This is a genomic window from uncultured Eubacterium sp. (assembly GCF_934295145.1).
Lineage (GTDB): Bacteria > Bacillota > Clostridia > Lachnospirales > Lachnospiraceae > Eubacterium_I.
Map to the genome: position 1 here is coordinate 1 of NZ_CAKRAS010000021.1, position 12,200 is coordinate 12,200.

The 12,200-nt window shown below is 42.9% G+C and carries 12 protein-coding genes; 8 read left to right on the top strand and 4 right to left on the bottom strand.

Features of this window, described 5'->3' with window-relative positions; genetic code table 11:
• Positions 1–74: 74 nt before the first annotated feature.
• The 4 genes from Q0I54_RS05770 to Q0I54_RS05785 all read right to left on the bottom strand — a co-directional run bounded on the left by Q0I54_RS05770 (position 75) and on the right by Q0I54_RS05785 (position 5,061).
• Positions 75–422: a hypothetical protein gene (locus Q0I54_RS05770; RefSeq protein WP_296117202.1), complete on the bottom strand. Its 348-nt coding sequence runs from the start codon at positions 420–422 to the stop codon at positions 75–77.
• Positions 423–625: 203 nt separating this feature from the next.
• Positions 626–2,020, bottom strand: a complete 1,395-nt coding sequence (locus Q0I54_RS05775) for a GntP family permease (RefSeq protein ID WP_296117203.1) — start codon at positions 2,018–2,020, stop codon at positions 626–628.
• Positions 2,021–2,306: 286 nt separating this feature from the next.
• Complete coding sequence (locus Q0I54_RS05780; RefSeq protein WP_296117204.1) at positions 2,307–4,436, bottom strand: LTA synthase family protein; 2,130 nt, start codon at positions 4,434–4,436, stop codon at positions 2,307–2,309.
• Positions 4,437–4,770: 334 nt separating this feature from the next.
• A complete protein-coding gene (locus Q0I54_RS05785) occupies positions 4,771–5,061 on the bottom strand; it encodes a hypothetical protein (protein WP_294784461.1) in 291 nt (96 codons plus the stop codon).
• Positions 5,062–5,173: 112 nt separating this feature from the next.
• Between Q0I54_RS05785 and Q0I54_RS05790 the strand changes: the two genes are divergently transcribed.
• The 8 genes from Q0I54_RS05790 (at position 5,174) to rplI (ending at position 12,132) form a co-directional block, all read left to right on the top strand.
• Positions 5,174–5,890 (top strand): NAD-dependent protein deacylase, encoded by a 717-nt coding sequence (locus Q0I54_RS05790; protein ID WP_296117206.1) that lies wholly within the window; start codon positions 5,174–5,176, stop codon positions 5,888–5,890.
• Between the two features lie 79 nt (positions 5,891–5,969).
• On the top strand, positions 5,970–6,164 hold the full coding sequence (locus tag Q0I54_RS05795; protein WP_294784463.1) for a DUF951 domain-containing protein: 195 nt from the start codon (positions 5,970–5,972) through the stop codon (positions 6,162–6,164).
• A gap of 94 nt (positions 6,165–6,258) precedes the next feature.
• Positions 6,259–6,549 carry a 30S ribosomal protein S6 gene (gene rpsF, locus Q0I54_RS05800; RefSeq protein ID WP_021738499.1) on the top strand — a complete coding sequence of 97 codons (291 nt, stop codon included), beginning with the start codon at positions 6,259–6,261 and terminating at the stop codon, positions 6,547–6,549.
• 27 nt (positions 6,550–6,576) lie between these two features.
• Complete coding sequence (locus Q0I54_RS05805) at positions 6,577–7,020, top strand: single-stranded DNA-binding protein (protein WP_021738500.1); 444 nt, start codon at positions 6,577–6,579, stop codon at positions 7,018–7,020.
• A gap of 17 nt (positions 7,021–7,037) precedes the next feature.
• On the top strand, positions 7,038–7,298 hold the full coding sequence (gene rpsR / locus Q0I54_RS05810) for a 30S ribosomal protein S18 (RefSeq protein ID WP_021738501.1): 261 nt from the start codon (positions 7,038–7,040) through the stop codon (positions 7,296–7,298).
• Between the two features lie 204 nt (positions 7,299–7,502).
• Positions 7,503–9,365, top strand: coding sequence for a glycerophosphodiester phosphodiesterase (locus Q0I54_RS05815; RefSeq protein ID WP_296117208.1), 1,863 nt, complete (start codon positions 7,503–7,505; stop codon positions 9,363–9,365).
• 275 nt (positions 9,366–9,640) lie between these two features.
• Positions 9,641–11,686 (top strand): DHH family phosphoesterase, encoded by a 2,046-nt coding sequence (locus Q0I54_RS05820; protein WP_296117209.1) that lies wholly within the window; start codon positions 9,641–9,643, stop codon positions 11,684–11,686.
• Positions 11,686–12,132, top strand: coding sequence for a 50S ribosomal protein L9 (gene rplI / locus Q0I54_RS05825; protein ID WP_296117211.1), 447 nt, complete (start codon positions 11,686–11,688; stop codon positions 12,130–12,132). Before Q0I54_RS05820 ends, rplI begins: the two co-directional genes overlap by 1 nt.
• Positions 12,133–12,200: the final 68 nt, after the last annotated feature.

Below are 12,200 nucleotides of genomic sequence, written 5' to 3' on the forward strand. Positions count from 1 at the left end.
AGTGGTCACAGAAAATTTTTCAGGTTCTTGTTGGAGTTCGTTTCTGCTTGTTCCAAATTACCCTAAACAAGAATTTATTTTCGGCGCCGCAAAAACATCCAAATCGCAATAACAACCACAATAATGATCAGGAAAATATCCCAGAACTTCTGTGTCAGATTCAGGTGAAGTGCCTCAATCATACCGATAAAGATAACGAAAGCACCAAGAATCAGCTGCAACATGGAACGCTGTACCAGACCGACTTCGTTGGAACTGCGGGATTGCAGTAATCCAAAGATACCGTATACGAGGCAGATAGCACCCAGAACCGGCAGTACATACATGGTGTCAATGGAATCGGTAAAAATAATGGCAAGGATAATCACCACTCCGATCAGTGTGACATAAGTGCTCCAGTTAAATGGTTTCTTTTTTTTCATAAGTATAAACCTTTCTATTACTAAAATTACAAAGTGAACAGATAACATAATAGCATATTTTATCTGGATAGTGTAGCAGATTGCAAATATCTGCCCAGTACAAAAATGCTGGAATGAAAAACGCTGCTCCGATGTGAAGCAGCGTTTTTTGTATGGCTTAACTTTTTTCGATACTAAGATAATTGTCGAAAATAATTTTTTACTTATGCAAGTCCCGGTGCAACAGTAAGGATGATTGCACAGAGAATTGTTCCAACTAATGTCATGATAACTGTCTGTAAGAACATCGGTAAGTAAGCATCTTTGATCTTAACCTGAGCAAGTCCGGTTGTGATCAGGATCAGTCCGTTAACCGGCAGTGTCTCGAATGTGGAAACTGCGATAGCTGCACAACGAGCAAGTGCGTTCGGGTTCAGAACCGGGTTAGCTGTCCAGATATAAGCGGCAGCAACCATTGGAAGTGCGATACTTAAAGCTGCTGGCGGTGAAGATGTAAATGCTACTACGATGATAGCAAGTACAATACCGATTACTAACGGAGAAGCTTTCATGCCAAAGAGGATTCCAACGAAACCGTTGAAAGCTTGTGTGTGCTGTACAACGGCTGCGAAACCAGCTGCAGCTGTCAGAGTCATGATTGCGCTTGCACCATTTGCGGCACCAATGTTTAAGGAATTGAGAACGTTGCCTGCCCATGCCGGGAAGCCTTTTTTCTCATTGTCTTTGAAGTGCGGAGCCATCAGGATGATTACTGCTGCGATACCGGATACCAGAGCTAAGGAAGCAATCTGTACGATAGCGAAAAGCAGGAATACAACTACTAACGGAATCATAGCGAGTGCGAAATGCGGAAGTTTTTTTGCATTGTCATCCGGAATCGGCTCACAGTTACCATAATCAAATGTCTCGCCTTTTCTCATCTCTTTGACGATGAAGGTAGAGCAGATGAAGTATACACCAACTTCGATTACGATGAAGGAAATAAATCCAGGGATTGGAGCAGCACCCGCGCTTGTCTTCAGGATGCTCATACAAATGATGTTATTGATACTTAATACGAATGGGGCAGAGTTAGCACCACAGCTTAAAGCCAGCATTGCCGGAACCATACGTCTCGGAATACCGATACGGCTTGCCATGTACATACAGATTGGGAATGTAGCGAAGATAGCTACGAAACCGTCTACACCACCATATGTAAGGATACACTCGATAAGTAACATAATTAAAACGGCACGTTTTGCCTGTTTTTCTTTATTGTTTACCGGCATAACGAATTTATTTACTAATGTGGAAGCGATAGACTGAGCAGCACCGCTGTCAGCTAATACTTTACCAAATAAACCGCCTAAGAATACAGTCGGGAAAATTGCTGTGATCATTCCGCAGACACCGCCGATTTCCCATACGCCGGTTGCTGCATTTTCTTCAACGGCACCTACATACAGAGAAGTAAATGCATCGTTTGCGTTCAATCCGTTTGTTACTGCTACGATAACGCCGCAGAGCGGAGCCAGGTAGAGTACGGATACGTTCTTGTAGGCGCCATACAGGAAAATAGCAAGAGCGACTACAATACCAATAATACCTAAAGCCATAAATCAAACCCTCCTAAATTTTAAAAAAGTTAAGCAAGTGTGAAATTTATAAACAAAATATAAACTTCATGAGCTTATTATAACCATATGGTAAGACCATGTCAATAAAAAATACGCAAAATGCACAATAAAAAACGAGAAAAATGTAATGAATTAGACAAAATGCTTCTAAATGTTGCAAAAGTCCTGAATATACATGGTGACTTTTTGGGACAGAAAAAAAGAAATGCAACGAAAACAGATGAAGTGTTGCATTTCTTTAAATATTACATGTGTCTAATAATACTTACCGATTCATAAAAAATACAGAGGAATCCCGGTTGTTCCGATCGATCAGTGAATTGTATACAAGGCAGTGATACTGATAAAGCAGATCATCGTACTTGCTGCTGTCGTTATGTGAATAATAATTATTGTCAGAATCCACATATCCGACAGTATTGATGATCGGAAGTTTCTGATACAGTGCAGCCAGATATTTGTTGTACTGTGTCATCGGCAGGCCGGCGGTCTGCAGCACCAGTGTGGACAGATAGTTTGCACTGATGTGGTTTAAGGTCGCTTCCGGAATGTCATAATTTGCCCAGATGACAAACGGTGTTGTGTAGCGGAGCTGCTGCTGTTCCGTGGAGAGATTATCCAAGCTTGTACCGAACAGTTCCTCATAAAATTCATCTTCGATGGATGGCAGATGATCACCAAACATACAGATAATGGTCGGTTCTGATACGTTGCTGAAGTAGTTTACCAGTTCCTGGAATGCTTCATCAGAGCGTTTTACCAGAGACAGATAACGGTTTGCCTTTGGATAAATGCCGTTCATGTTTGTGACGTACACTTCCTGTGCAAAGTTTGTATAGGACATTGCGTATCCGCCGTGGTTCTGCATGGTGACGTTAAAGAGGAAAAATGGTTTGGAAGTATCCCGGTTTTCGTACATGTTTTCCACCATGGAGTAATCGTAGCTGTCGCTGACGAAACGACGCAGTAGCATGTGACGGTCAGGATAACGCTGGTTTAACAGAGACTCATACTCAGTGACATCGTTATTCTGTTTGTAAGTGTCGAGAATGTCCTGATCCACAAAATCTTCAATGCTGATGTAGTTTTCAAATCCAAGCAACGGATATACGTTACGACGGTTCCAGCCTTCTCCGTAATACGGATGAAAAGCAGTTTCGGAGTAACCGAGAGAACCTAACGTTGACACCAGGGATGGAACGGTATCCTTCACGTAGGACTGATATACGTTGCAGCCTGTCGGTAAAAAGGAGATAGAATCTCCGGATAAAAATTCAAATTCACTGTTACTTGTTCCTGCACCGAATACCGGCATGGACAAATAACCTTTGATCGTATTTTCTGTCAGGCTGTGGATAAACGGCATGTAATCCTCGTTTGTCTCCAGATTGCCAAGGGCACCCAGGTCAGCCAGGGATTCATTCATAATACAGATGATATTTGGTTTCGTGCCATCTGCGTTGGCTATGTAATCATTTTTACCGGTCAAAAGGTTCGTGCTTGTATCGCTGTCCGGGTCAACATCGGCATCTTTTAATGTCTTGGCCACATAATCACTGACATTATTCGGATCATAGTCAGAAGGTTTCCGGATAATGAGATATTTTGTGTTGAGGCAGAAGTTAAAGAAAGAACCGGTGCGGTGATAACCTCTGGCCTGATCCCAGAAATCCGGTTTGTAACCAAGGTTTGCTGCGTGATCAGTGAAAAATAAGGAAATCACAACGACTGCGATATAAGCTGCCGGGGCAAGTTTTGCAAAAAGTTTGAATTTCAATTTTTTCGGCTTGATGTTGACACTTTTTTTGTTTACCAGGTAGATTAGGAAAAACATAATGGAGCCAAGGATCAGCTTCCAACTGAGCTCATAGGTGTAACCGTCGGAAACACTTAAGCCTGTTTTAAAAGTGAGAATATCCAGCGGAACAAAAGGAGAACCGCGGAACAGCTCGATAAAGTAGTTCAGCAGGGACCATACATATAAGGATATGTTTACAATCAGTCCCACCATATGATAACGTCCGGTGATCAGGTAGAAAAACAGATAGAACACCAGATAGATCATATAGTTGGCAAGGAACGTTGGCACGGAAAACCACCATATATAGTTTTCGTTAAATACTTCTACCATCTGAATGGTAAGGATTGGCATAATAAAAAAAAGTGCCGTGTTTGCAAATGCCTTGTATTTCTCATCGACGGATGGCTTAGCGACGATCAGAAATCCCGCTACGGGTCCGGCGATGAGAGACAACACAAAAAGAACGGTGCCGTATGTCAGATTCAGGTCCGGATCCAGATAAAGCCGCCAGTTGGCGGACACAAATAGAATCATAAAAATACAGACCGCCAGTCCAAGCAGGCGGATCTTTTTTTCTGCGAATGAAATATGCATGTTTTTATCTTCCCGTTTCTATATAATAATGTATCTGTTTAAAAATAAGTATGATATATCTGCTTATTTTAAACTGTTATTTATGGAATCATTCAGAGTGCTTCCCACTGAGAATCATTACATAAAACCTGTTAATGGTCACTAAGATATATTAAATATCACGGAAGAAAATATGTCAACTAGTAAAACTGTGAAGAAAGAGTGAAGATATTTTTAAAACTATTTTTTTAGAGAGTGTATATGAAAAGGCATTTTTAGAAAAACCCCCGATAAGCACCGGGGGAAATGTATCTTATTTTGATTTAGATGCCGGTTGTCTGATACAAATGTCAGATTATGACGGAAACTCGATCTCAAGTTCATCAATGGCTACGCGGATCTCATCATCATTTAATTCCTGCATGTCCGGAATATGGATGGTGCCGCCGATATTTGCTGTTTCCAGAATTTTATCATATAATTTTAAGGACAGTTCGTGCGGAAGCTGTATGCCGACATTTACATGCTCGCCATTTGCGGTAACGATGACAACCTGATCCATTTTTTTCGGAAGCAGGATGCATCCGGTGCAGTTTGCGTAGAACTGAATTGGTTTGTTACAGTCTCTGAGTGAAAATGTTTTCATGAAATCAATACCTCCCTGATCATGTAAAATAGAGTTGCTATTTTCTGTCTATCAGTATAGTATAAAAACATGAATTTGCATAGTGTTTCATCAGAAAAAAGGAGCGAAACAGATGAAAAAAGCAGAAATTTTAAAAGAATGGATCGATGGGTCAGATAATATTGTGTTTTTTGGCGGAGCCGGCGTCTCTACAGAGAGCGGCATCCCGGATTTCCGAAGTGTGGACGGACTGTATCATCAGAAATATGAATATCCGCCGGAGACAATTTTAAGTCATACGTTTTATATGGAAAAGACAGAGGAATTTTACCGGTTTTACCGTGACAAAATGCTGGCACTGGATGCAAAACCGAATGCCGCACACTTGAAACTGGCAGAACTGGAAGAAAAGGGCAAACTGAAGGCGGTTGTCACGCAGAATATTGACGGGCTGCATCAGGCGGCCGGCAGTAAAAATGTATTGGAACTTCACGGAAGCGTACACCGCAATTATTGCAGAAAATGCGGAAAGCTATATGATGCGCAGTATATTAAGAACTCAACGGGAGTTCCGAAGTGTGACTGTGGCGGACAGATTAAGCCGGATGTTGTATTATATGAGGAAGGTCTGGATTCTGCTACCATGCAGGCGGCCATTCGTTTTATCAGTCAGGCTGAGGTGCTGATCATCGGTGGAACAAGCCTTGCTGTGTATCCGGCAGCCGGACTGATCGATTATTATCGGGGAAATAAACTTGTGCTGATCAACAAATCTGCAACACCGCTGGATAATCGTGCGGATCTGGTGATCCAGGCACCGATTGGAGAAGTATTTCAGCAGGTTTGCTAAAAAATTCTAAAAAGTGGTTCAGGATGATTGCATAAGCATGTAAAAATAGAAGTGGAAAATGAATGATTGAGGTGAATGAATGGCATATCGATATGAAGTGGGAGATATCGTAAAGTTAAAAAAGAAACATCCCTGTGGTAGTTTTGAGTGGGAAATCCTCCGCGTGGGAGCAGATTTTCGGTTAAAATGCCAGGGCTGCGGGCATCAGATCATGGTTGCACGAAAGATTGTGGAAAAAAACACAAAAGATTTAAAAAAACACTTGCCTGATTGATGAAAATATGGTAACATAGGCAATCGTGATATACAATATCCTTGCTCTCTACGGATGAGCAGAGGGCCAAAAGACCACAAGGAGGTAAGAAAGCATGAACAAGTATGAATTAGCATTAATTGTTAGTGCCAAGATCGAAGATGACGCCAGAGCAGCAGTTGTTGAGAAAGCAAAAGAGTACATTACTCGTTTTGGCGGTACAGTAACAGAAGTTGAGGATTGGGGTAAGAAAAAATTAGCTTACGATATCCAGAAAATGAGCGAAGGCTTCTATTACTTCATTCAGTTCGACGCTGCAGCAGAAGTACCTGCTGAGTTAGAGCAGAGTGTTCGTATCATGGACAACGTGCTGAGATTTTTATGCGTTAGAAAAGACGAGGCATAATTTCACAGTAGAGAAGGAGTTATCCTTATGAATAAAGTAATTTTAATGGGACGTTTGACCCGTGATCCTGAGGTTCGTTATTCTCAGGGTGAACAGGCAACCGCAATCGCAAGATATACAGTTGCAGTAGATCGTAGATTCCGTCGTGACGGCGACAGCCAGACAGCAGATTTCATCGGCTGTGTGGCATTCGGACGTCAGGCAGAGTTCGCAGAGAAATATCTGCGCAAAGGAACAAAAATTGCTCTTACAGGCCGTATCCAGACCGGAAGTTATACAAACCGCGACGGACAGAAGGTTTACACAACAGATGTTGTGGTAGAGGAGCAGGAGTTTGCGGAGAGCAAAGCAGCAAGCGCTGAGCATGCAGCAAATTTTGCACCGGCAGACAGACCATCACCGAGCAATGCAGTGAGCGATGGTTTTATGAATATTCCGGACGGAATTGATGAAGAATTACCATTTAACTAAACAGGAGGTAAACTATCATGGCTTATAATAAAGATGGAAAAAGCGATTCTCCGATGAAGAGAAGAGGCGGCCGCAGAAGAAAAAAAGTTTGTGTATTCTGTGGAAAAGACAATGTAATCGATTACAAGGATACAAATAAATTAAAAAGATACATCTCTGAGAGAGGAAAAATCCTTCCGAGAAGAATCACAGGAAACTGTGCAAAACATCAGAGAGCTATCACTGTAGCAATCAAGAGAGCACGTCACGTTGCTTTAATGCCATACGTACAGGATTAATTTTGACAACAGACTCCCCGGAAAGAATTTCCGGGGAGCTTTTTGCATATTTCAGAGCCAGGAAAAATTTTAGGAAAAAGTGCGAATCATGCTTACATGAATGAACATTTTTTCCTGAAATTTTATTTGGCGAGAAGCCACATCGAGAGGAAGCGTAGCGGACTCGAGATGACTGGGGCTGAAATATACAAAAAAAGGAATCATATGAAAAAAATAAAGACAGTTTTTAAGTATTTACGATATGCATTTGGTTTACTAAAATTGAATTTTGGTACACTTTTAGTGTTTGAACTTTTATATAAATTCGCCTCCATGGCTGTGTTCAAACCGCTGCTCAGCGGTCTGATGAAGCTGGCTCTGAAGGCACAGGGGTTGAGTTTTTTGTCAGATGAGACCATGGGGACTTTCCTGAAAGCACCATTAACCTGGGTGTTTCTGATACTGATCGTTCTGGGAATGGCATTTTTTACACTGTTTGATATCTGCTGTATCATTTGCTGTATCCATGCGTCGTTCCGCAAACAGGAAATGCCGCTGCTGGCATTGATCCGTCAGGGATTTAAGACATCCCTGCGGGTTATTTATCAGCGAAACATTATTATGATGCTCTATCTGCTGATCATCATACCGATGACACATGCGGTGGTTATTTCTGGTTATATAACGAAATTTACAGTGCCGCAGTTTATTTTGGACTACATTATGTCTCATACATGGCTGGCCATTTTGTATGTTGGTTTCTGGATCTTTATGGGATTGAAATCGTTCCACTGGATCTATAGTCTGCATTATTTTTGCCTGGAAAAATGCAGTTTTAAGCGGGCAAGAATGCAAAGCAGAAAGCTGCAGGGAAGACATTACTGGCTTGATATGGCGGTGATTGTGGGCTGGAACCTGGCCTGCATTGGTATTTATTATGGAATTATCCTGTTTGGTTCCTGGCTGGTGTCCAGAGTGAATCAGGCTCTGCCGACGCAGGATCTGTTCAGCAGTTTGACCCTTTCCGGTATTTCACTGTTGATGGATGTGTGCGGCGCATTGTTTTTCTGTTTTGATCTTCCACTGTTTTTTCTCTGCGTCAGCCTGCTTTATTATTATTACAAGGCAACATCCGGGGAAAAAATCCCGGGACAGTTTCGGAATCTTGACAATGCCTACCGCCTCACAAAAACCGGGTGGGCGAAGAAACTGTATCTGTACCGTAAGCGGATCATAGCCATCAGTATTGTGGTGGTGATCGGAATTAATTTTGCATATAATTTTGCAGATAAGCGCGGTGTACTGCACATGGGACTGGGTAATCCGGTGGAAGTGACGGCCCACAGAGGATATTCTTCCGTGTATCCGGAAAACACGATCCCGGCGTTTAAGGGAGCCATTGAAGTTGGCGCAGACTGGGTGGAACTGGATGTACAGCAAACTTCGGATGGAGAAGTGGTCGTTATGCACGATTCCAGCCTGAAACGGACAACAGGACTGGATAAAGAAGTATGGCAGGTGACCTGGGATGAGATCAAAAATCTGGACAACGGAAGCTGGTTTGATAAAAAATATCAGACAGTGCGAATCCCGACACTGGAGGAAGTGCTGAAGGTGTGCAGGGGCAAGATCCGCCTGAATATCGAGATCAAGCCAAGCGGGCATGATAAAAATCTGGAGGAGAGTGTTGCAAAACTTCTGAAAGAATATCATATGCGGGATTCCTGTGTGGTTTCTTCCCTGAAATATGAATCCCTTCAGAAAGTAAAGGAAGCGGACAGCTCCATAGAGACAGTTTACATTACTTCCGTATCCTATGGCAATTTTACGAATCTTGAGTATGCGGACGGCTACAGTGTGGAGTCAACACTGCTGAGCCAGAATTTTGTCAGCCAGGCGCAGAAAGCTGGGAAGCAGGTCTATGTGTGGACGGTAAATTCAGAGGATCAGCTGGAAAAAGTGGTTAGTATGGGGATTGACAACGTGATTACAGATGATCCGGTTATGGCAAAGGAACTGATCTATAAGCAGGAACACAGTACATTCTGGGATCGTTACGTAAAACAGCTGCTCTCTGTTGGGAACTAAAATATTAGTGGAATAAACTCAAGTTAGTATTGTAAAACAAAATACTTTCTTATTGCGTGGAAATGTGATATACTTAATAGACAGTATGGTCATCTCAGCTGGAGCTGAGATAAACGCTCCGCGAGGGGCGCACATTGTCTGGGAGACAATGGTTTTGCGCCGACCGAAACGAAGTGTAGAACGCAGTGATTCTGTGAAGAATGTGTCAGCTTACGCTGACCAGAATCACGCGCCAAGTCTCACATGCGTTCGACTTGAATACAAAAGGAGTTATCATGCAACAGGATATAAAGTTGAAGGGGAAGTTAAAGGGTTATACACGGACACCATTGCTGCTTACAGTATTGTTTGCGGCCATGGATGTGTGGATGTATGTATTAAATGTAAGGGCAGGAATTCTTGGAACTGTCTTTGTGGGGGTTTATTTCTTTGTCATGTTGTTTGTGTACTGGCGGAATAAACCGATCTTTATGAATGAGCTGATTGATTTCGCAACGCAGTACGGTACCGTGCAGAAGCGGCTTCTGAATGAGTTCGAAGTTCCGTACGCGGTTATGGATGCGAATGGGAAAATGCTCTGGATGAACCAGCGGTTTGAAGTTCTGTCACAGAAGGACAAGGGGTATCATAAATCGATCACCACTATTTTCCCACAGATTACCAGAGAACTGATGGACAAGGAAGAGGAACTGGAAATTATCGTAGAACGGGAAGATCAGGTTTACCGCGCTTCCGTGCACAAGATTCATTTTACGGATATTCTGCATGAAAGCAGCAGTATTGAACTGACAGAGAAAGAGCAGTATCTGCAGGTCATTTATCTGTTTGATGAAACCCAGCTGACGAAGTACCGTATTGAAAACCAGGAAATGCAGATGGTACCTGCGCTGGTCTATATTGATAATTACGACGAAGTTCTGGATACGGTGGAGGAGGTCAAGAAATCTCTGCTCATCGCGCTGGTAGACCGTAAAGTTAATAAGTTCTTTGCGTCCATTGACGGTCTTGTAAAAAAGACCGAAAATGATAAATATTTTGTGATTTTTCAGCACAAGTATCTTCAGAAAATGGAGGAAGAAAAGTTCAGCCTTCTGGAAGATGTCAAAAGCATTAAAGTCGGAAATGAGATGTCAGTCACTCTGAGTATGGGTATCGGTTATGTGGGCAATGATTATACCAAAAATTATGAGTATTCCCGTATGGCCATTGACCTGGCTCTGGGCCGTGGCGGCGATCAGGTTGTGATCAAGACCCGTGACAAGATTTCCTATTTTGGTGGAAATAACCGACAGGTGGACAAGACCACCCGTGTTAAAGCCCGCGTGAAAGCGTTAGCGCTGCGCGAGATCATGATCAGCCGTGATAAGTTTTTTGTTATGGGACATAAGATCGCGGATATCGATTCCTTTGGTGCGGCCATCGGTATTTACTGTGCAGCCCGCCAGCTTGGCAAAAAAGTGCAGATCGTGATTGATGAGGTCAATACGACACTGCGTCCATTAAAAGAATGTTTTACACCAGACAATGGCTACCCGGAGGATATGTTTATCCCGAGTCAACTGGCTATCGATGAGCTGGATTCCCACACGGCCCTGATCGTTGTGGATACAAACCGTCCGAGCTATACCGAGTGCCCGACCCTGTTGAACCGGGCAAAAACTATTGTCGTATTTGATCATCATCGTCAGTGTGAGGAGACAATCAAAAATACAGTGCTTTCCTATACCGAGCCGTATGCATCTTCTACCTGTGAGATGATTGCAGAAGTATTACAATATTTTGATGAAGATATCAAACTTTCCACACAGGAGGCAGATGCCATCTATGCGGGAATTTTGATCGATACGAATAACTTTGTGTCCAAGACAGGTGTCCGTACCTTTGAAGCAGCGGCTTATTTGCGCCGGTGCGGTGCTGAGGTTACCAGAGTGCGTAAGATGCTCAGAAATGATATGGATGCGTATAAGGCCCGTGCGGAAGCAGTACGGCGTGCGGAAGTTTACCGCAATATGTTTGTCATCAGTGTGTGCCCGGCGGACAATATCGAGAGTCCGACCGTTGCCTGCGCGCAAGCGGCAAACGAGCTGCTGAATATCATCGGTATCAAGGCTTCTTTTGTGCTGACAGAGTATCATGACCGGATCTATGTAAGTGCACGCTCCATTGATGAGATCAACGTGCAGCTGGTTATGGAACGTCTCGGCGGCGGAGGTCATATGAATTCTGCGGGAGCGCAGCTGACCGACTGTACGCTGGAGGGAGCAAAGCGGACGATAGAAAATACACTTGATGAGATGATCAGGGAAGGAGATATCAAATAATGAAAGTTATATTATTAGAGGACGTAAAATCTCTCGGTAAAAAAGGAGAGGTCGTAAACGTAAGCGATGCATATGCAAGAAACGTTATTTTTGCGAAAAAACTTGGTCTGGAAGCAACCGGAAAAAATCTGAATGATCTGAAACTTCAGAACAAACATGCAGAGAAGGTTGCAGAGGAGCAGTTAGAGGCTGCACAGCAGCTTGCAAAAGATCTGGAAGATAAAGTAGTAGTGGTAAAAATGAAAGCCGGTGAAGGCGGACGTACTTTCGGTTCCGTATCCACAAAGGAGATTTCCGCGGCAGTCAAAGAACAGCTTGGCCTGGAGATTGACAAAAAGAAAATGTTACTGAATATCCCGATCAAATCTTTTGGTACCTTTGATGTGGCGATCAAACTTCACGCAAAAGTAACCGGATCCCTGCGGGTAAAAGTTACAGAGGCATAAGATAGTTTCTAACAATTATTGAAATGCAGAACGATGCAAGGTTATATGCACGAGCTGAATAAAAAGAG

Bases quoted from the DNA above. Each gene is read 5' to 3' on its own strand.
- Q0I54_RS05770 (WP_296117202.1), bottom strand. From the start codon at position 422: ATGAAAAAAAAGAAACCATTTAACTGGAGCACTTATGTCACACTGATC.
- Q0I54_RS05775 (WP_296117203.1), bottom strand. From the start codon at position 2,020: ATGGCTTTAGGTATTATTGGTATTGTAGTCGCTCTTGCTATTTTCCTG.
- Q0I54_RS05780 (WP_296117204.1), bottom strand. From the start codon at position 4,436: ATGCATATTTCATTCGCAGAAAAAAAGATCCGCCTGCTTGGACTGGCG.
- Q0I54_RS05785 (WP_294784461.1), bottom strand. From the start codon at position 5,061: ATGAAAACATTTTCACTCAGAGACTGTAACAAACCAATTCAGTTCTAC.
- Q0I54_RS05790 (WP_296117206.1), top strand. From the start codon at position 5,174: ATGAAAAAAGCAGAAATTTTAAAAGAATGGATCGATGGGTCAGATAAT.
- Q0I54_RS05795 (WP_294784463.1), top strand. From the start codon at position 5,970: ATGGCATATCGATATGAAGTGGGAGATATCGTAAAGTTAAAAAAGAAA.
- rpsF (WP_021738499.1), top strand. From the start codon at position 6,259: ATGAACAAGTATGAATTAGCATTAATTGTTAGTGCCAAGATCGAAGAT.
- Q0I54_RS05805 (WP_021738500.1), top strand. From the start codon at position 6,577: ATGAATAAAGTAATTTTAATGGGACGTTTGACCCGTGATCCTGAGGTT.
- rpsR (WP_021738501.1), top strand. From the start codon at position 7,038: ATGGCTTATAATAAAGATGGAAAAAGCGATTCTCCGATGAAGAGAAGA.
- Q0I54_RS05815 (WP_296117208.1), top strand. From the start codon at position 7,503: ATGAAAAAAATAAAGACAGTTTTTAAGTATTTACGATATGCATTTGGT.
- Q0I54_RS05820 (WP_296117209.1), top strand. From the start codon at position 9,641: ATGCAACAGGATATAAAGTTGAAGGGGAAGTTAAAGGGTTATACACGG.
- rplI (WP_296117211.1), top strand. From the start codon at position 11,686: ATGAAAGTTATATTATTAGAGGACGTAAAATCTCTCGGTAAAAAAGGA.